Genomic DNA, 19,036 nt, shown 5'->3' on the forward strand with positions numbered 1-19,036 from the left:
CTTCTCCTGCCAGGGGGATCATTGTGGGGCCTGCCCTGAATGCCGCCAAGGGCTCCGATTCGGCTCTGCCGCCGGTGGTCGCCCGGGAAAAAGCCTCATCGGCAAACATTTCCCGGGCGACCACCAATGGCAGAGCCTTACATTGTGCCGGCTGCCCGCTAACTTAGCGCCATTCGGGTCCGCTTTCAGTATTTGTAACCGAACTCATGGCCCTTCTTCGGCTTCAGGTAGCGGTCGCGCAGGCGGGTCGAACGGGTGACCAGCGACTGCTCTTTGCCATCGATCAGCACCTGCTCCGGGTAGCTGGTGACTTCCAGCGGGTCGCCGCTCCAGACCACGATATCCGCCACCGCGCCCTGCTCTATGGCGCCGCCCTCGATACCGAAGATCTCCGCCACATTGGTACTGATGGACCTGAGAGCCTCCTCGTAGGGCAGGCCGTTGGCCACCGCATTGCCGGCGGACTGGCGCGCGAGATAGACGTTGTGGGTGGAGGCGTACTCGGGGCCGCTGACCGCCACCGTCACACCTGCCTCGGTCAGCAGGGTCGCATTGTCCAGGCGCGCCCCCAGGCTGGAGAAGGAAATGGGCAGGTTGTTGATCGCATCGATCACCACCGGCACACCGGCCGCGGCCAGCTGGTCGGCGACCATCCAGCCCTCGGCCGCGCCGTGGATCACCAGCTTCAGGCTGAATTCCCTGGCCAGCTCGATCGCCCAGAGGATATCGCTGGCGCGGTTGGCGGTGACCAGCAGCGGCTGCTCGCCGTCGATCAGCAGTTGCAGCGCCTCCAGGTCCTCGAGGCTGTGGTTCAGCTCGCGCCAGTCGCCGCGGCGGATCGCCTCTTTGTTGGCCCGGTACTCGCGCGCCTCGGCCAGCGCATTCTCTATCTTGGCGTAGGCGCTGGCGCGGCTGCCGCCTGCCAGTTGCCCGCCGGCCTCACCCAGGTAGGCCTTCTGCGCCAGGTTCTCGGCCACCACGCTGTCGAACTCGCCGTTCAGCTTGATCGCGAAGCTGCGCCCGGCGAAAACCCGCTGCGGGTCGCCGGCGCTTTCACCCCACAGGCTGATGCCCGGGAAGACCAGCGCGCGGGTCACGCCGCCGGCGCGGTTGAACGGGATCAGGGTGGACCTGGGATTGTAGGCCGGCAGCGGATCGAAGGCGCTGCCGATGCTCTCGCCGCTCACCGCATGGTCGTTGGTGGCACTGGCCGCGCCTATCTCCACCAGGCCCAGCTCGGAGACCGGCGCTATCACCCCCGGCGTAACCACCTTGCCGCGGGCGTCGATCACCCGGTCGGCATCGACATCCAGGGAAAGCCCCACCGCCTCCACGCGTCCGTCGCGCACCAGCACGTCCGCGGATTCAAAACTGCCCTTATCGGTCAGCGTATGCACCTTGCCGCCCTTGATCAGCACGGTTTCCGCCTGCGCAGCGCCGCTCGCCAGCCCGACGGCCAGGGCGAAAATCACAAGTACTCTTTTTTTCAACAGCCCGTTCACAGCCGTTCCCCCTCTGCGTCGAGAATGCCCAGCTCGAAATCGCTGTGCGGTTGGCGCGCCTCGTCCGCGCGATCGTACATCAGCTTGCCGTCGATAAAGACCTGCTCCGCCTGCGTATAGACACTAAACGGATTGCCGGACCAGACCACCACATCGGCCATCTTGCCCTTTTCCAGGCTGCCGGTCTGTTCATCGATGCCCAGCGCCCTGGCCGGGTTCAGGGTCATCCACACCACCGCGTCCTTGGGCTGGATATCGAAGCCGGCGCGCTGGCCCGCGATCATGGCCTTGGCCACTTCCTCGTTCAGGTGCTGTATGCCCACGGCGGAATCCGAGTGGATCATCGCGCAGGCCTTGGCCTGGTCGACGATGGCGATATTGGCCTCGGTCATGTCGAAGGCCTCGTGCTTGAAACCCCACCAGTCGGCCCACATGGCCGCGCAGACATTGTTCTCCGCCAGCAGGTCGGCCACCTTGTAGGCCTCCACCGCGTGGTGGAAAGTGGAGATCTGGAAGCCGAACTCCTCGGCGATATCCATCATGATCGCCATTTCCTCGCCGCGGTAGCAGTGGTTGTGCACCAGGATCTCGCCGGCGAGCACACCCGCCAGGGTCTCCAGTTGCAGGTCGCGCTCCGGCATCTCGCCGCCGTTCTCGCGGTAGTTATCCCACTTCTCCCTGTACTTGCTGGCGTCGATCCAGGCGCTGCGATAGCCGGCCACATTGCCCATGCGGGTGGAGGGCGCCGTGCCCTTGCCGCCGTAGACGCGCTTGGGGTTTTCGCCACAGGCCATTTTCAGGCCGTAGGGGGCACCGGGGAATTTCATATCCTGCACGCTGCGGCCGGGGACATTTTTCAGGGTCACGCTGCGGCCCCCGAACAGATTGGCGGATCCCGGCAGTATCTGCAGGGTGGTCACGCCGCCGGCCAGGGCCAGGGCGAACTGCGGGTCCTGGGTCCACACCGAGTGCTCCGCCCACACCTCGGCGGTATTGGGCGAAGTCATCTCATTGCCGTCCTGGGAGGACTCGATCGCCGGCGCCGGGTAGTCGCCCAGGTGCGAGTGCACGTCGATAATGCCCGGCGTCACCCACTTGCCCGCGCCGTCCACTACCAGTGCACCCTCCGGTGCCTTGAGCTCCTCACCGATCCTGGCGATCCTGCCCTCCTCCAGCAGCAGGTCGGTGTTGTCCAGCTGCTCGCCGGTGCCGGTGAGCAGGGTCGCCCCCCGGATCAGCACCGGGCGGGACTGGCTGATGGAATAGGTGGAGGGAAAGGCATCCTGGCGGGCGAAATCCACGGATTTCCTGTCGCCCGCCTTTTTGTCCCCCCCGCAACCGGACAGGAGCGCCACGGTTCCAACCAGCGCCGCGGCTCTGATTAGAGTCGCGGCGCTGAGCAGGGCGGCAACACGGCGCCCGGCGGTCCGGCCGGTTCGAAAGTACAGCTGCATAGTCAGTCTTCCATTTTTATGTGGTCGAAGCGGGCGGGGCCGAAAGCCCCCTCCCTATCGTCAATCGATATCCGGTTGCATGCTATCAGGTTGCCGTCCTTTCGCCATTACCAAAACGGCCAAAGCGACCGGTTTCAGTCGGCGGCGGGCTTGCGCGGCGAGGAGGCGCGCCGGCGGCTGTCCGCATCACCCGCCGCCGCATCGCTGGCCAGCTGAGCAAAAAATGATTCGAACCGGTCATCGCAGTCCAGCGCCGCCAGCAGCTGTACCAGGGCGGCGAGATTGCAGCCACGGCCACTCTCCAGCCGCTTCAGGGTGCTCAGGCCCACACCGGAATCGGAGGCAAGCGCCTCCTGGGAAATATTGCGGGCAAGGCGCAAGTGGCGGAAGTGCTCCCCCAGACTTTCCAATAGTTCGCGTTCCCGCGGCTTTCGCGGCTCGATCGGATCCATTTTCGGCAATATCCAGTGTGCAACTGGTGGAAAATTATAGCCCCTCAGCGAAAGGTAAAAAATGTGCGATTCCTCCCAAAAGCGCTCTTCACGCGCTAGACTTTATCGTCGCTTCATGATGGAATTCCTGACGAAAAAACGTCCAGGAAGGATGAATGGAAGAAGGCAAAAAAAATAAATCTCCTAAACGGGAAGCCACCGGCTCCCCTCCCCGCCCGCAAGACCCACGGCATATCTATGAAGCCCTGCGCAAGAGCGAAGAGCGCTACCGCGAACTTGTCGAACACGCAAACTCCATCATCCTGCGCTGGGACAGGAACGGCATCATCACTTTCTTCAACGAATACGCCCAGGAGTTCTTCGGTTACAGCGAAGACGAAATCATCGGCCAGCATGTGGTCGGAACCATTGTTCCCGCAGGCGAGACCACCGGCCGCGACCTGCGCCCGCTGATGGAGCATATCTGCAACCACCCGGAAGAACACCGCTACAACGTCAACGAGAATATCACCAGGAGCGGCGAGCGGGTCTGGATCGCCTGGACCAACAAGCTGCTTACCGACGAACAGGGCAGTACCGTCGGCGTGCTGAGTATCGGCACCGACATCACCAAGCAGAGACTGCTGGAAGAGGAACTGCGCCAGGCGCAGAAGATGCAGGCAATCGGCGAATTGGCCGGCGGCATCGCCCACGACTTCAACAACATGATCCACGGCATTATCGGCTATGCCGAAGTCATACAGCAGCTGACCCGCGATCCGCGTATCGGCGAATACAGCACCCATATACTGACCACGGCACACCACGCCGCAGAACTGACCAGGCAGCTGCTCACCTTCGCGCGCAAGGGCAACTACCAGCTGAGCGAGTGCAACACCCACGAAATCATCCGCGACGTCTGCGCCATGCTGGAGCGCACCATCGACCGCCGCATCCATATCGGGCAACAGCTGGGCGCCAGCCGCCCCCACGTGATGGGCGATCCAGCGCAGCTGAAAAGCGCCCTGCTCAACCTGGGCATCAACGCCAAGGACGCCATGCCCAACGGCGGCTCTCTGCGATTTGCCACCAGCAATATCTCCTTCGACGGCCCGACCACCATTTCGGATTTCGAGATGGAGCCGGGCCAGTACCTGCTGATCAATGTCAGCGACAGCGGCACCGGCATGTCCGCCGAGGTGCGCCGCCGCATCTTCGAGCCCTTTTTCACCACCAAGGAGAGCGGCCGCGGCGCCGGCCTGGGACTGGCCGCGGTCTACGGCACCACCCACCTGCACAAGGGGGCGATACGCTGCCGCAGCAGCGAGGGCGAAGGCAGCAGCTTCGATCTCTACCTGCCGATCATCAAGGACTGCGCGAAACACGCCAGGCCCGAGACCCGGCGCACCGGCAGTGAACAGACGATCCGCATTATGGTCGTGGACGACGAGGCCATAGTGCGCAGCTACTCGAAAACCCTGTTCGAGATGCACGGCCACCAGGTGGTCGCCTTTGCCGGCGCCGAGGAGGCGATCAGCTACTATCGCCAGCACTATGAGAATGTCGACCTGGTGCTACTGGACATGATCATGCCGCGCATGGACGGCCAGCAGCTGTTCGCCTTCCTGAAGCGTATCAACCCGGACATCAAGGCGATACTGTCCACCGGCTACAGCGTCGACAGCAAGGTGCAGGAAATACTTGCGGACGGGATCCTGGACTGCATCCAGAAACCCTTTACCTACGAGCAGTTACAGGAAAAGATCGGAGCCATGGTGGCCGGCGGGCAGTTGCAGCCGCGATAGAACGCCAGATGGCAACTACTCACCCTCGGGTCTCGAAAAGAATATCGAAACTCGATCCGAAGGCCCTGCTACCGGGGGCCGTCCGGGAAAAGCGCCTGCAGCTGGTAAACAGACCGATGAGGCTTTTTCCCATGGCCGGCTTAGTGGCACGGGGGTGAGTAGTTGCGCTAGATGATTGCGTGGGGCAGGTACCGGCTCATATCCCGGGTGATCATGCTGTCGTCCTCCCTGATCGACATTCCCGCCGCCTCGTCGTCCACCAGCCAGCTGCCCACCAGGGTGTGATTGCGGCCGAATCTCGGCAGCGGGTGCAGGGACTGGTAAATATAGCCCTCTTCGCCATAGGGGCCGTCGGACAGGGCCTCGGCCCCGCTAGCGCGCACAATCGAGATATTGGCCCCCTCGCGGGAAAAGATCGGCTTCCTGACCAGGGCTTCCAGCCCCGTAGCCCTATCCAGCTCATCCTCGAAGAAAGACGGCAGCAGGTTGGGGTGTCCCGGGAAAAGCCGCCACAGCATCGGCAGCAGCGCCTTGTTGGACAGGATCGCCTTCCACGGCGGCTCCAGCCAGCGAATATTGTTGCCCCGCAGAAATTCCCCATACTCCTCGCGGAACATAAACTCCCAGGGGTACAGCTTGAACATCCAGGTGATCACGCGGTCCTGCAGGTCGGTAAAACGGCCCACGGCATCGCGGCCTATGTCCTCGACATAGACAAAGTGGCTGTCGATCCCCGCCTCGCGGGCGCAGTCCTCCAGGTACTGGACGGTGCCCCGGTCTTCGTCGGTGTCCTTGCAACAGGCGAAGTGCAGCGCGCGCCCCGGGGTCAGGAACTGCAGGTCGCGGAAGCGGTTGACCAGCTTTTCCTGCAGGCTGTTGAACTGGTCCGCCTGCAGGGGCAGCGTACGCCTGTCCACATTGTCCTGCAGCCACAGCCACTGCCAGAAACCCGTCTCGTAGAGGCTGGTGGGCGTGTCCGCGTTGTTTTCGTAAAGCTTCGCCGGCCCGCTGCCGGAATAGGCGAAATCCAGGCGCGAGTAGAGGCTGGGGTCGCCATTGCGCCAGGAATCCCGCACAAATTCCCAGTGGGTTTCGGGAATGCGAAAACGCCGCATCAGTTCGTCGTCCGCCACCACCCTGGACACCACCTCCAGACACATCTGGTGGATTTCCTCGGTGGGTGCCTCGATATCCCTTTCTATCTGCTCCAGGGAAAACTGGTAGTAGGCGCTTTCATCCCAATAGGGCTCCCCGTACATGGTGTGGAAACCGAAACCGAACTCACGCGCCCGCGCCTTCCAGTGCGGGCGCTCGCCGATGGGCATTCGCAGCATCCCATTACCTCCCGGTCAGCCTCCCCAGCCACCGGAGCGCCCGCCGCCCCAGCTGGACTTGGCCGACGCCACCGAACCGAAGCCGCCGCGGGATACGGTTTTCGTCACCGTGGGCTTGGGTTTGGTACTGGACCGATCAACGGTATAGGAGGGCTTTCCGTAGCGGCCTATCACCTCGCCGTCGGCGGTCATCAGGCGGTCGTAGTAGTTCGAGTAGGGGCGCGAATAGCGGTAGACCGGGTTGTAGTAGCCGTAGTGGCGGTCGCGATCATTCAACATGGAACCGACCATAAAGCCGGTCATCAGCGGCATCCAGAAACTGCCGCTGGCGGCCTGCCGGCAGCCGTCGAACTCCACTTCGCATAGTTCGCGCGACGCATATTTGGGACCGGTGCGTTCCGCCTCGGCGAGAGCCTTCTGATAGGCGGCCTCACACTGCTGTTCGTCCAATTGGGTCTGGTCCTGGCAGTCCTGCACCGAGGTGACCACTTTTACGACTTCCCGGTCCGGCGTGCAGCCGACCAGTGCCGCGGCGGCCACGCCGAGGGCCAGCGGGCGTACCGGGAAACGGCCGCCGGCCGCCTTGCGCATGCGTCCGAGATTGATGGTCCGGGTACGTTTCATTGTGCCTCCCACTCAGTAGCTCATACAGGCAGCGTTGAGTACACCCACAGCGATGGCGATAGCCGCCAGCATCACCCCCGCACTGACTTCCCCTTCCTCGATCCGGGCGACGATACGCGGCATGAAACCGAAGCGGATGATGGCGAAGGCCAGCAGCTGGGCTGCCAGCGCGATCACCGCCCAGGTGGCGAAATCCACCAGCGACACCGAGTTGCTGGCGGCGCCGCCCACGGCGATGGCAAATCCCAGTATCGCACCACCGAAGCCAATAGCGGCGGCGGTGTTCTTGTTTTCACGGATCAGCTTCCACTCGTCGTGGGGAGTCACCAGTGTGTAGAGGAACTTGAATGCGATCAGGAAAACCAGTGACAGGCCGAAATAGGCGGCAAAATGCAGGATACCAGTCAATAAATCATACGGCTGGTCCATGAAGTCTTCTCCTTGGTTATATGTAAATGAGTTATCCGTGAATGGTCAGTTGTGATGGTGTCAGGGAAATCCCGGTACTGATAACGAGGCAGCGGCTCAGGTAGCCGGCTTCCTCCAGTTTCTCCTCTGCGGAGAGGAACAGGGATTCGGTGCGGCGGTCGGACAGTTCCCGCTCGAACAGCATGGTGAACTGGTCGGTGGTGGAATGGCCGCCCTCCTCTCCGTAGGTCTTCTCGGCCATATGGACGGGATTGTGGTAGTCCCCCGCCGCCGTCCAGACCCGCTGGTAAGTGCGGCCCTGCAGTTCGTAGCTGGGACGGCCCATTTCCCGCTCCAACAGCGTGTTCCAGGCCTGCTCGGAGGCGATATCCCGGGTGTCGTAGAAATGGAACAGCTTGACGTCCACCACATGCTCATCGCGGTTGCCGCCCTCGGCGACCACCTGCAGCCAGGCGTCGTCGTCGGTGTAAAAGCGGTACACCCAGGTGCCGTCGAGATCGACAACCCCGGCGGCCTTGATGATCTGGGTGGGGGAGCAGGATTCGATGGTCAGTTCGTCGAGCACCAGGCGCACCGCCAGCGGGTCCACCTCAAAGCTGGCACCGAGGCGCAGCCCCATGATGGACGGCGTCTGCGCGGCGGGTGCCGACTTTTTGATTTTCTTGATCAGCTTGGCAAACATTCGCCGAGACCTTCCCTGTCGGTTACCTCAATATCGAAACAGCGCCTTTCGTCCAGCCGTTCGGCGGAAATATAATACAGCGTATCCCCCGCAACGACACGCTCATCCAGGCCGGGATTGATATCAATCTTCTGTTCACCGGCGCGGCGCACACCGATCAGGGTTGCCGCGAGTTGGTGCTTGAAATGATCGAAAAGCCCGCCCACCGGCAGCGGCGCCTCGCCCCGATACTGCACGCTGTACTGGGTCATGCCGTAGGTGCTGTCGAGCAACTGCCGGTGCAGGCGCGCAGAGCCCGGATCCAGTGAGGACTTGGCCAGCAGCTCCACCGCCACCGAGGGAATGCACTCGATGTTCGGGCAGTGGGCGCGCAGCAGTTCACCGACGGTCTCGTCCTGGAAATACGCGGTCTTGTGGCTGTTGGGGCTCACCTTGTCGCAGTAGAGCGCGGTGGTGAGAGTCACGTCGTCGAGCGGATTGTCGATGATGATACAGGCCGCGCGATCCAGTGCCGCCCGCTGCATGGTCTCGGCGTGGGCGAAGGATTCCACGCGCACAAATTCGATCCGGCCCGGCATCGGGTTTTCGATATCCGCCTCGACACAGAGCACTATCTCCGCCGCACTGCCATTGGTCTTGGACAGCAGCAGTTCGATCAGGCGCAGGGTGCGCGCGCCGTTCCAGCCGATGATTACCGTGTGTTTTTCGTGATTGATCATGCGCAAACCCTTCTTTCCGCGATGGGCAAATTCCGATATCGCAAAGCCCGCCCGGGTGATCACCATGGCGAAGAGGCTCAACCCCAGCGGGATCACCCAGACGCTCACCGCCAGCTTGCCGGCCGCCGTGGCCGGGGAGAAGTCCCCGTAGCCCACGGTGGACGCGGTCACCACCAGCCAGTAGAAGAAATTTTCCGGGGCGACAATTTCGCTCTCCCCGGCAATATTCAACAGCAGGTAGCAACTGGCTACATAGGCGGCAACCGCGAGGACCACCGTTGAGGCGTTGGCCCTAATAAAAAGCGACGCCAAGAGGCGTCGCATTTTATACAGCAACACGGATCAGGCCTTTTCGCGGCTTGCCAGCAGCTGTGCCAGCTTGTCGCTGCCACTGACCTTGCCGCCCGGCGCTATGCCGGCGGCCTTCAGCTTGGCATCGAGGCTGGAACCGCTCTCATCCGCGGCCAGCTCCTCCGCCGCCTCCAGCTCCGCCGCGCGCTGCTGCTGTTTGCTCTTGATGCGTTCGAGGCTGTCCAGCGCGGTCTTCACCTTGCTGTTGGCCCCCATGTGGCGGGTGGACACCGCCACTTGGGCCTTCTGCACCGACTCGGTCGCCTTGATCTGGTCGATCTGCTGCTCCATGCGGCGCACATTGGCCTTGGCCTTGGCGATATTGCTTTTCAGCGAGCGCTCGGAATTGAGGAAACCATCCAGCAGCCCCTGCTCGACTTCCAGCTGCGACTCCAACTCGGCCACGCGCTCAGCGCACTCGATCGCCAGGTTCTCGTCACCCTTCTCGCTGGCAGCGATGGCGTGGCTGCTGTAATTGTCGATATCCGCCTGCAGGGAATTGACCTTGTTCTCGGCCAGCTTGCGCTTGGCCATGATCCTGGTCAGGTTTTCGTCGCAGGCTTTCAGCTCGGACTTGGCATCGCGCAGTTCCTGGTCGAGGATGCGGATGGACTGGCTGTCGACGATCGCCTCGGTTCCCTCGTTCACCGCGCCCCGCAGAGCGGTCCAGATTTTTCTCAGGCTCATGCCACACCCTCCATCTCAAAATGCTCCGAGTACAGATCCAGGAAATCCCCCACATTGGCAAACAGGGTTTCGATCTCCTCGATTACCACTTCGTCCCTGCTCGCCACGGACAGGGCACCGAAGGCAACGTAATAGTTCTCGCCGCCGATGTTCTTGATCGCGATGGTGGTCAGGGGCACCAACTGGTGCGTCTGCAGTATCAGTTTGTTCAGTGCGGCCTCGTCCTCCACCTCGTCGACGGAAAACAGGATGGTCTCGACGACTATCTGCTTTTCGCCGACGTAGACGAAGGCATCGACCCCCTCATCGTTGGAGACACTGAGGCACTCTCCCTCTGCCTCAACCACCCAGTCCGGGTGCTGCTCGGCCAGTTGCCGCAGGTTTTCATTGTTCCAGGTCATTTCAACTCCCTTTCACGTGTGGAATATTGGTCACGAATATAGCAGTTAAATATTTATCGTCAATAGCACATCAAACATGTTTGTTGCATATAGACCACATCAGGCTATCATGGGTCACAACAGCAAGAGGGATACCATGGACCACAAACAAAGTCTGGAAAACCAGCGCGCACTGGCTCCCTACAAGCGGGCGATCGCCCGCTATGTGCGCGCCTCTATGGCCCTGAAGGGGGTGCGTTACAGCGATCTCGCCAGCGCCCTCGCCGACCGCGGCATCTCGGTAACGCCGGAAAACCTGCGCAGCAAGGTAAGCAAATGCATGTTTTCCGCCGACCTGCTGGCGGCCATCATCGATGTGCTCGGCGTCGAGGACAGCGCAATGCCCGATATTCTCAAAGAGGCGCGGGAACTGCAAAGCCCGGAGCGAAACAGCCGGTGATGGGGGTTATCCGGAGTAGAGGATTTCAGCCGGCGGTGTGAAAGAGGCCAAGGCCCACCGGCCGGCCGCAGAATCGCTCAATAGTGATACAACTTGATCACCGGTTCGCCGTTGTCGCACTCGCCGACCACTTCCGGCTCGGAGAGCTTGGCCCCGGCCTGGATCACCTTGTTGCTGGGATAGGAAACAAAGCAGGCAAAGTTGAAATTGACCGCCCAGTTGCACAACAGGCGACCGTCATCCTCCTCGTAGAAGCGCTGCTGGCAGAAACTCAGGGTCGGGCTCTGCCCGCCGCCCAGGTCGGGGCCGATAGTAATCGTCTGAGCACCGAGGGAGACAGGTACCAGCAGACCGACGGCGAGCAACCACTGCCACATAAGCGCACCCGAAGTTTCTCAGCACTAGCTCTCTCAAGCATAGCAGCTGTGGCGCAAGTCTCATCCACCGCCCCCAGCGCCTATGAGGGTTGTTCCGCGACCTCCCGGCCCTCTCCGAGCCCGCCCGCCTTGCTCCCGCCGCGCAGGAGCCGCAGCAGCCTCTCCACGCAGCCGTCCCTGTCCCGCCGCCAGTTCCGGTAGGGCAGCGGCACCACATGGATACCCGCCCGGTGCAGGGCGTGGTAGGTCTGCACGCCGAAATGCCCGACGAAGTCCCCGGGAAAGCCGATCAAGTCGATACCGGCCAGCCTGCCGTTCCACTCGCACACCACATCGATCTCCTGGCCGGCGATGGCAAAGCCGATCCAGGTATGGATACCGGCGCCGGCCAGGGATTCACTGACCTCATCGGCAAAGCGGCACAGGAACTCCCGCTGGGCACTGGAGCCGCTGGCGCCGTGATCGAATGACAGGTAGCGGCGCAACAGATTGTCCACCGGCAGTTCGCTTCCGTCGATGGAATGGAATACCAGCTGCCGCTCCTTGGCCCGGGTCACCGCCACATTGAACATATCCGGCCTGTTCAGGTAGGCGGCTGCGCGAATGGAACTGCTGTCGATGGACAGGGACAACAGCATCAGGTCGCGCTCCTCCCCCTGGAAACCGTAGGGTGTGGCCGCCCGCAGGGAGAAGGCGCGCAGCTCCCCGGGCGAGAAGGCTTTGCGAATCTCCGCATCGAGAAACTCCGCCTGCTCGCGATAGGGTGAAAGCACGCCCACCGAGGGTTTGACGGGTGAGGTGCTGTACTTCTCGATATGGCATCGCAACTCCTGCAGCACACAATCCCTTTCCACCGAGTTTCTTCCGCTGGGTGTCCTTTTTCCGTCGACGCGACGAAATTCCAGCGCCGAACCCTTTGAAGCCCCGGGTCTCGCCTGCATCACTTTCAGGCGCCCGTCGTAAAAATGTTGGTTGCTGAAGGCGATAAGCTCGGGGCGGCTGCGGTAGTGCTCGTCCAGCAGCGTCACCGCGCTCTGGCTGCCGATGACATCGGACACCAGGTCCAGCAGCGACTGGTCCCTGTAGCTGTAACTGGACGGCGTTTCCCCCTCCAGGCCGCAGTCCCGCCACAGCGCCTCCTGCCGTTTCGCCGACAGAAAGGAGACATGCCTGAGCTGCTTGCCGTCCCCGACCACAACCGCACGCCGGGCCCGGTAAAGTGCGGGAAGCGCGCTGGCGATATCGCACTGGGTGGACTCGTCGAAAATCACCAGGTCGAACATCGAGCGGTAGAACGGCAGCACCCGATTGACCTCGTCCAGGCCCACCAGCCAGATGGGATAGGCCTGCAGGATTACATCGAAATCCGTTTCCCCGAAGCGCTCCACCTGCCGCTTCGACGTCCTCGCCCGCAGGGCCTGGTTGAAGCGCGACAGGTTGCCTCTCTCCCGGTCCAGCAGCCCGGCGAGGCGCTCCAGGCGATAGGCATTGAGATAGCTGGCAGCCTGCGTCTCAAAGCGTTTGCGCAGGTCACCGATGGAATCCTGGAAGCCCCACAGGGTTTCCGTGCGCAGCAGCGGGCGATAGAGCGCGACCAGAATGCCCGCCAGCCAGCCGGGCATGCGATCCCCGCCCAGTCGCCGCGCGGCCCGCAGGGCGCGGTCGAAGCGCCGCTCCGCACTGCGGAGCCGGCGGCGGCTGGCCCGGAGTTGCGCGCGGAGCCCGCGCGCCGGTTCCGGCGGCTGTTCCACACCCTCCTTCAGCAGCCCGTCCAGGTGCGCCTTCAGGCTCGAAAGGAAGCCCCGCTCCCCGGCGTGCACATAGCCAGCTCCCAGGCCGTAATCGGTTTTGAGTTTGCCGCCGACCACGTCGATCGCCTGCGGAGTCCTGGAAACGACCAGCACCGACTCCCCCTGCAGCATCCTGTCGATGGCCATGGCGGCGATGGTAAAACTCTTGCCGGTCCCGGGTGGCCCGGAAACCAGGCTGAGTGGAAAGCGGGCGGCATTGCGCAGCGCCCTGACCTGCGCCTCGCTCAAAAGCCCCGGCAGCATTTCCGGAGCGCTGGTGCCACCTCGCGCAGCGCCAGCCGGGACTCCCAGCACTGCGCCGAGCGGATCGGAATAGGTATCCGCCTCCGCCAATTGCGCCAGTTCGTGCAGTACGCCGCGAACGCTTTTCGAGCGATCCGCCAATAGCAGGCAGCAGGCGGTGGTGAGCCGAGGACTGCTCCCTTTCGCCCTTTTGGAAACGGCGTCGGCTCCCTGCAACCGCGGCCAGCGCCCCAACTCCTCTATCTCCTGCAGGAGCGTATTTTTCTGCAGCCAGCGCCCCATGGCGCCAATCTGTCCGGAATCCAGCGGCCACTGCGGCACCGGGAAGCCGTCCACCGCCGCGGAATCCACATCCGGCTTCAACAGCAATCTCAACAGGGGCAGGTTCGCGCGCACATCGGAGGCGTCCGCCTCGAGGAAAAGATCCTCGTCCCGGTAGAGATTTGCGGGGGCGTATAGCAGGGGGGCACAGAGTTTGCGCCGGCCGGAAAAGCCCCCGGCGGCAGTCCCGGTGACGATAAAGCAGCCGTACACCAAGCGCTTCTCCCGGCGATAGCTGTCCGCCTGTTCCAACAGGCCCTCGGCGACTTCGCCGACAAGGGGAATTCGGGGCAGCTGGCCGCTGGCCAGGGCGTCTTCGCCCTCGATAAAGAGACGCCGGTTCCCGGGGATTTTTCCGATATTGGAAATCGAAAGATCGTAGCTGTCGGCGCGATAACAGCGCCGGAAGTACTCGATTAATTTGCGGGGGCTCTGCTGCATGCTGGCAATCGGTCGACTAACTGGAGCCCCGGCAGTGTAAACAGAATAAACCGATCGGGACAGCGGCTAGGAGCCCGCCGCCAGCGCCTCGAAGCGGCTCACCTCCGCCAGGCTTGGCTGCAGGCCGTACTTTTGCACTATGGCCATAAAGCGCTGTACGTAGATCCGTGAAACCGGCGCATAGGGCGGCATCCACTCATCGGGACCGCGGTCACCCTTGCTCTGGTTGTGGCCGTCGTCCACCAGCCACAGGTTGTCCGGGTCCTCGGCAAACCTCCGCTTCTGTTCACGGCTCCAGTGGGCGCCGCCGCGCTCGTGGGCCCATTTCAGCGGCACTATATGCTCCACATCCAGGTCCAACGCCTTGCTGTAGAAATTGCCGGTGTAGGGGTCTAGCCACAGGCCGGTGGCCACCTTGCAGTTGTCGGCGCGGGTATAGGTGACCGGCGCCAGGGAGTAGCGAATCAGCAGCTCGTGGCGGGTGTCCTGGCAATCGCCGTCGAAGTCCGACCAGCGCGGCAACCACTCGGATCTCTCGTAGGAAGTCGCCGCTGCCGGAACAGCGGCGAGGAGGGACAAAAGAACAACAAAATGGTGAGGAATTGATCGAATACGCATACGACTACTACCAATCAAAGATTGGCACAATCGTACACAAATTCGATTTACCGGAATATCGATCAATTCACTGAAGACTGCATCCCGAAGGGCAAGGCTCGTCTAGCCGAACGGCCAGGATATTGGTTTTACGGGGGCGTGCCTGCCACAATACCGCTTTGACCATATCTCACCGGCCACCGATTTACCCATGCTTGAGACAAATGCACCCTGCCCCTGCAGCTCCGGAAAATCCTTCGGCAGTTGCTGCGATCTCTACCTTTCCGGCCGGGCCTATCCCAATACCGCCGAGGCCCTGATGCGCAGCCGTTTCAGCGCCTTCGCCACCGGCAACCTGCCCTACCTGCGCAAGAGCTGGCACCCGGATACCTGCCCAGAACTGGATGCGGATGACCTGCAGACACAGTGGACGCGGCTGGAAGTGATCCGGAGCAAGCAGGGGCTGAAGAAATCGGTGGTGGAGTTCAGGGCCTGGTATTTCGACAACGATATAGAGCACTCGATGCACGAGGTATCGCTGTTCAAGCTGCACAGGAAGCGCTGGGTCTATGTGGAACCATTGCCGGGCTGGCCGTAAACGCCGCGCAAGTGCCGACCGCCGCAGTATCTCTGGGGAGCAGCCAAGGCAGCCGGTGACCTGCGCTTCGGGTCATTCAGACACGCGGCTACTGCCCTGTAGGGACGCGCACAGGGAAACCAGCAGATCCTCCGCGGTGGCGCCCTCCCCCAACCCGAAGTCTCCGCGGAGTTTTTCCAGCATCTGCGCCACTTCTCGCGGCGGACTCTCCTCACCCAATGCGTTGATCAGTGGCGCGACACCGATATCTCCGGCGCAATGCAGCATCGCCGCCACGGCGTCGCGCAGCTGTGGATTGTCCTCTACCGGGCCGAGCTGCGCCTGCAACTGGTCGGCCAGCTCCCGCTCCAGGGCGCCGCTGTCGCGGCCGGCGCGCAACAGTTCCGCCAGCAGGGGGCCGACGGACTGGGCCAGTTCGCCAAACCCCGGCGGCAAGGCGGCAGCGGCATCCGGTTCCCCGGGCTCGTCCGTATTACTTTCCAACAACGCACCGCGCAGGTCGGCGCCGGTAAAATCCGCCCCGGAAGTGTCGGTGCCATTGAAGTCCGCACCGCGCAGGTCGGCATAGGAAAAATCCGCCCCCGCCAGCCGCGCGTCGCGCAGGTCCGCGCCCCGCAGGCAGGCGCCGCTCGCGTCCACATCGGTAAAAACCGTTTCGCGCAGATCGCAGCGCGACAGGTCGCTGTCCACCAGGGAGGCGCCGGCAAACGACGCACCGCGAAAGCTGCAGCCGCTTGCGGTGCTGTTTTCCAGCGCCGCGCCGGTGAAATCGGCTTTACTGAAGTTGACGGATTCAAAAGAGCACAGCCGCAGTGCGGCTCCGCGCCAGCGGCTCATCGTGGCATCGGTATCCGCCAGGGCAGAGTGCCGCCAGCGAGCGCGGCTGAAATCCGCATCCCGCAGGTTGCAACCGCGGATTTGCAGGCCGTCCGCCTGCAGGGATTGCAACTGTGCCCCCCCCAGGTCGCCATCCTGAAACTGCAGGTCCCGGGCACAGGTGCCCTCCCGCCAATACTCCGTAAGTTTTTTCAGCATTGCCGCTCCAGTGACAGTGGTTGCCTCTACAGGCATCCGGGCATCCGGGTTTCCGCCTTCACTTTTACTCAGAAATCCCCTTTCAGCATCCAGTCCGGCAGGTAGTCACTCTCCACTTCCAGCGTCATACCGCGATCCAGCGCGCGCGCACAAAGGCCTATGTGGGTCAGGGGCAGGACGGCTTCCGCCAGGTGGTTTTCGCCTTTGCGGCCATAGAGCTGGGCGTAGCCCTCGAGCGCCTCCGCCACCAGTTCACTGAAGCCATCGGATTTTTTTTCATAGACCGCACGGGCCATGCGCGCCAGCGGCAGGCCGACTTTTTTACCCCACTCGGGGAACATGCTGGCATTCTGCGCCTGCTTTACCGCCTCTTCATAGACAGCGGCGGTATCTGCACTTCCGTTGTGTTCCGCCATCAGCGCGCAGGCGATGGCGATGTGGTACTGGTCGTAACTGCCTTCAAAATCAATGGGGTTGTAACCGGCCAGGCTGTCGGCGGCGTCGGTATCGCGCAGCGCCATGGCCGCACCATAGGCCGAAAGCCAGCGCGGTGCGGTATTGAATTCACTGGTACCTCCTGCTACGGAAATACTCTGGCCGGCGGCATCGAAAGTGACGGTTTCATCGGGAGTGGCGGAGCCCCGGCGGAAAAGTCCCACACCGTATTCGCAGGCAAGTCGCAGGGCTTCCAGCTGCGTTGCCTGGGGCTTGTTGAGGAAAAAGCGAAACCCCAAAAGACGCAGGCTTTCTGTAAAAAATACACCGAGGTTTTTCGGATCTTTACCTATATAGCCGGGAGCCTGCGCCACTTCTTCTGCAACAAATTCCAGTTCCCCATCGGCATCGGGAAATTTCAACTGGTGGGCCTTGACCTTTATCATTTTTGGCTCCTGTCACTTACAGAATATATTCGCGGGTTTTGATACTACCCAGGTTGCCTTCATTCGTCACTTTCTGCGAAACCTCCAGATAGCGGATTTCATTGTTGCGAATGGCCTGAATCAACTGGCGACGCAAGTCCGCCGGCATATTGTGTACGCTTCGCGGATCATTCAGCACGTCGAGCAGGTAATCCGAGCGCCCCTGTTGCAACCGCTCACCGGCCACCTGCCGGGTGGAGGTGTTGGTGGCGGAACCGCCCTTGGCCTCGGCGATAATAAATCGCGGCGGCGGACTGGCATTGCGATAGACGGCATCCAGCTGGCCGGCCCCCTCGCCCTGGAAGGCTTTCCTGGCACTGGGGAAGGCGCGCCCGATGAATTCGTCCGCAGCCAGCTCCCCCAGCGCCTCCGAGCCCTTGTTGCGCTGGCCCTGGGAAATATTCTGGTCCAGGCGTTGGCGCAGCGCATCGCCGGCCAGTTCTGCGCGAAGTTCGGATAACCGCTCGTTCTGCTTCGCTGTCCGCTGGTTGTGGGTCTTCTGTTCCAGTTGGCGGATTTCCGCCTCGATCCTGCGGCGCTGGCTGTTGGACAGGGGGGTTGCCAGGGGTTCCACCTCACCCAGGTCTGCCCCCACCCTCTTGTTCAGGTCCACTGCCTCGCTCTTGTTGCGCAGTTCCCTGATACGCTCGTTGTCCGCCTCACTGCGGCGGGACCTGGGGGTATCGCGCAGCCGCTCCAGCTCCGCGGCTTCCGACCTGGTGAGCCCGCTGCGCTTCACTTCAGCGTCCAGGGTCGGGGTTCTGTCCACACGGCCGGCGGCCACTTCCAGATAGCCGTCGCGGTTGGTGAGCTGCACCCGGGATTCCTTCGGCGACTTGCGCCGCACGACACCGTTGGAGTCAATCACATAGTCGTCGGCGAGTGCGTCCGGCAGCGGCGGCACCGGCTCGCCCAGGTGCTCCTCCACCCGATCGAAGGCGGCTTCATTGTCGATGCGGGCCTGTTCCCGGGCGGCGATGACTTCCGGATCAAAATCCTCCTCCGCCAGGGCGCGGCGCACCGTACTCGGATAGGAATCGGCGACGGCGCGAATCTGCTCTGCCATCTCCGCTACGCGGGAGGGGATTTCCGGCTCCGGAATTTCACCGTTCCTGATCTTGACTTCCAGGGCCTCCACTTGCCGCGCCAGTTTGTGCAGCCGCGGCCTGGTGGGTCCGCCTTTCGGCATCTGCCGCGCCAGCATGCGCAGCGTGGTGGACATCCGCGAGCAACCCGAACACATGGCGATAATCACATCGCCGTTCTCGGCGCGCTTGGCCGCCACCGTGTGCTCGCTGCCGCCGAGGTCTATGCGGCGCGAGGCACCGGGCGCGACCAGATCCGCATCGGGATTGCGGGGCTGGCTGAGGTTCTCGTCCGCTTCCAGGCGAACCCTGCCGCTGTCGCCATCGCCCGCGCTGCTGCGCGGCGGGCCACTGCCCGATTCCACCCGGGCCGCGCCGGCGTCCCCGTCGCTGCGCGTGCGCTGGCCCCCGGTGTCCGCACTTCTGGGGGGCGCAGCCGTATCCGCGAGTCGTGCGGGCCCCGGCGCCTCGCCGCCCGGGGCCGGCCGGCCGCGCCCGGCGAACCAGTTCTCCACCGTGTCGAAGCCACCCTGCACCCGCTGGCTGAGCCGGTTGCTGTCGGAGATCTCCAGGCGCGAGAAGGCCGCATCGCGCATTTCGCCGAGGCGCCGGCCCGCCCCCTGCAGCCGCTCGCGCGTGCGGCTGAGACGACCGCCGCCGCTGCCAGCGGTTGGAGTGGAAGCCGGGTCGCCGCCCTGCGGGCGGGGCGCCGCCGCATCCGGCCCGGTGCGGATGCGCGGTGTGCTGCCG

At 62.9% G+C, this 19,036-nt stretch carries 19 protein-coding genes; 3 read left to right on the plus strand and 16 right to left on the minus strand.

Annotated elements, in window-relative coordinates; genetic code table 11:
- Window positions 1–185: 185 nt before the first annotated feature.
- The 3 genes from AC6R19_RS06570 to AC6R19_RS06580 all read right to left on the minus strand — a co-directional run bounded on the left by AC6R19_RS06570 (window position 186) and on the right by AC6R19_RS06580 (window position 3,408).
- Window positions 186–1,472, minus strand: a complete 1,287-nt coding sequence (locus tag AC6R19_RS06570; protein ID WP_500578990.1) for an amidohydrolase family protein — start codon at window positions 1,470–1,472, stop codon at window positions 186–188.
- A gap of 26 nt (window positions 1,473–1,498) precedes the next feature.
- Complete coding sequence (locus tag AC6R19_RS06575) at window positions 1,499–2,956, minus strand: amidohydrolase (RefSeq protein ID WP_500578991.1); 1,458 nt, start codon at window positions 2,954–2,956, stop codon at window positions 1,499–1,501.
- Between the two features lie 134 nt (window positions 2,957–3,090).
- Window positions 3,091–3,408, minus strand: coding sequence for a helix-turn-helix domain-containing protein (locus AC6R19_RS06580; RefSeq protein WP_500578992.1), 318 nt, complete (start codon window positions 3,406–3,408; stop codon window positions 3,091–3,093).
- Between the two features lie 155 nt (window positions 3,409–3,563).
- Between AC6R19_RS06580 and AC6R19_RS06585 the strand changes: the two genes are divergently transcribed.
- Complete coding sequence (locus AC6R19_RS06585) at window positions 3,564–5,192, plus strand: hybrid sensor histidine kinase/response regulator (RefSeq protein ID WP_500578993.1); 1,629 nt, start codon at window positions 3,564–3,566, stop codon at window positions 5,190–5,192.
- 167 nt (window positions 5,193–5,359) lie between these two features.
- On the opposite strand, the gene AC6R19_RS06590 is transcribed toward AC6R19_RS06585, so the two are convergent.
- From AC6R19_RS06590 to AC6R19_RS06620, 7 genes are read right to left on the minus strand one after another with little or no spacing between them, the layout of a single operon-like run.
- Window positions 5,360–6,526: a glutathionylspermidine synthase family protein gene (locus tag AC6R19_RS06590; protein WP_500578994.1), complete on the minus strand. Its 1,167-nt coding sequence runs from the start codon at window positions 6,524–6,526 to the stop codon at window positions 5,360–5,362.
- Window positions 6,527–6,541: 15 nt separating this feature from the next.
- Window positions 6,542–7,150: a DUF1190 domain-containing protein gene (locus AC6R19_RS06595; protein WP_500578995.1), complete on the minus strand. Its 609-nt coding sequence runs from the start codon at window positions 7,148–7,150 to the stop codon at window positions 6,542–6,544.
- Between the two features lie 12 nt (window positions 7,151–7,162).
- Window positions 7,163–7,579: a DUF350 domain-containing protein gene (locus AC6R19_RS06600; protein ID WP_500578996.1), complete on the minus strand. Its 417-nt coding sequence runs from the start codon at window positions 7,577–7,579 to the stop codon at window positions 7,163–7,165.
- Between the two features lie 31 nt (window positions 7,580–7,610).
- On the minus strand, window positions 7,611–8,261 hold the full coding sequence (locus AC6R19_RS06605) for a YjfK family protein (protein WP_500578997.1): 651 nt from the start codon (window positions 8,259–8,261) through the stop codon (window positions 7,611–7,613).
- Window positions 8,246–9,304: a potassium channel family protein gene (locus tag AC6R19_RS06610; RefSeq protein ID WP_500578998.1), complete on the minus strand. Its 1,059-nt coding sequence runs from the start codon at window positions 9,302–9,304 to the stop codon at window positions 8,246–8,248. The genes AC6R19_RS06605 and AC6R19_RS06610 overlap by 16 nt, the downstream gene beginning before the upstream one ends.
- Window positions 9,305–9,322: 18 nt before the next feature.
- Complete coding sequence (locus AC6R19_RS06615) at window positions 9,323–10,018, minus strand: PspA/IM30 family protein (RefSeq protein WP_500578999.1); 696 nt, start codon at window positions 10,016–10,018, stop codon at window positions 9,323–9,325.
- Entirely contained in the window at window positions 10,015–10,419 is a 405-nt protein-coding gene (locus tag AC6R19_RS06620; protein ID WP_500579000.1) for a DUF2170 family protein, read from the minus strand. The genes AC6R19_RS06615 and AC6R19_RS06620 overlap by 4 nt, the downstream gene beginning before the upstream one ends.
- Window positions 10,420–10,555: 136 nt before the next feature.
- On the opposite strand from AC6R19_RS06620, the gene AC6R19_RS06625 reads away from it, so the two are divergent.
- Window positions 10,556–10,858, plus strand: a complete 303-nt coding sequence (locus tag AC6R19_RS06625; protein WP_500579001.1) for a DUF6471 domain-containing protein — start codon at window positions 10,556–10,558, stop codon at window positions 10,856–10,858.
- Window positions 10,859–10,935: 77 nt separating this feature from the next.
- Here the strand turns inward: AC6R19_RS06625 and AC6R19_RS06630 are convergent, their stop codons facing one another.
- The 3 genes from AC6R19_RS06630 to AC6R19_RS06640 form a co-directional block, all read right to left on the minus strand.
- On the minus strand, window positions 10,936–11,235 hold the full coding sequence (locus AC6R19_RS06630) for a hypothetical protein (protein WP_500579002.1): 300 nt from the start codon (window positions 11,233–11,235) through the stop codon (window positions 10,936–10,938).
- 80 nt (window positions 11,236–11,315) lie between these two features.
- Window positions 11,316–14,051 (minus strand): DEAD/DEAH box helicase, encoded by a 2,736-nt coding sequence (locus tag AC6R19_RS06635; protein ID WP_500579003.1) that lies wholly within the window; start codon window positions 14,049–14,051, stop codon window positions 11,316–11,318.
- Window positions 14,052–14,117: 66 nt separating this feature from the next.
- Window positions 14,118–14,669 (minus strand): HNH endonuclease family protein, encoded by a 552-nt coding sequence (locus AC6R19_RS06640; RefSeq protein ID WP_500579004.1) that lies wholly within the window; start codon window positions 14,667–14,669, stop codon window positions 14,118–14,120.
- A 190-nt stretch (window positions 14,670–14,859) separates the two neighbouring features.
- On the opposite strand from AC6R19_RS06640, the gene AC6R19_RS06645 reads away from it, so the two are divergent.
- On the plus strand, window positions 14,860–15,246 hold the full coding sequence (locus AC6R19_RS06645; protein ID WP_500579005.1) for a YchJ family protein: 387 nt from the start codon (window positions 14,860–14,862) through the stop codon (window positions 15,244–15,246).
- A 72-nt stretch (window positions 15,247–15,318) separates the two neighbouring features.
- Here the strand turns inward: AC6R19_RS06645 and AC6R19_RS06650 are convergent, their stop codons facing one another.
- From AC6R19_RS06650 to AC6R19_RS06660, 3 genes are all read right to left on the minus strand, one after another.
- Complete coding sequence (locus AC6R19_RS06650; RefSeq protein WP_500579006.1) at window positions 15,319–16,281, minus strand: pentapeptide repeat-containing protein; 963 nt, start codon at window positions 16,279–16,281, stop codon at window positions 15,319–15,321.
- 68 nt (window positions 16,282–16,349) lie between these two features.
- Window positions 16,350–17,162 (minus strand): immunity 49 family protein, encoded by an 813-nt coding sequence (locus AC6R19_RS06655; protein ID WP_500579007.1) that lies wholly within the window; start codon window positions 17,160–17,162, stop codon window positions 16,350–16,352.
- A 16-nt stretch (window positions 17,163–17,178) separates the two neighbouring features.
- The coding region (locus AC6R19_RS06660) for a hypothetical protein (RefSeq protein WP_500579008.1) at window positions 17,179–19,036 on the minus strand (1,858 nt) is incomplete at its 5' end.

It is taken from the genome of Microbulbifer sp. SE14 (genome assembly GCF_059834885.1).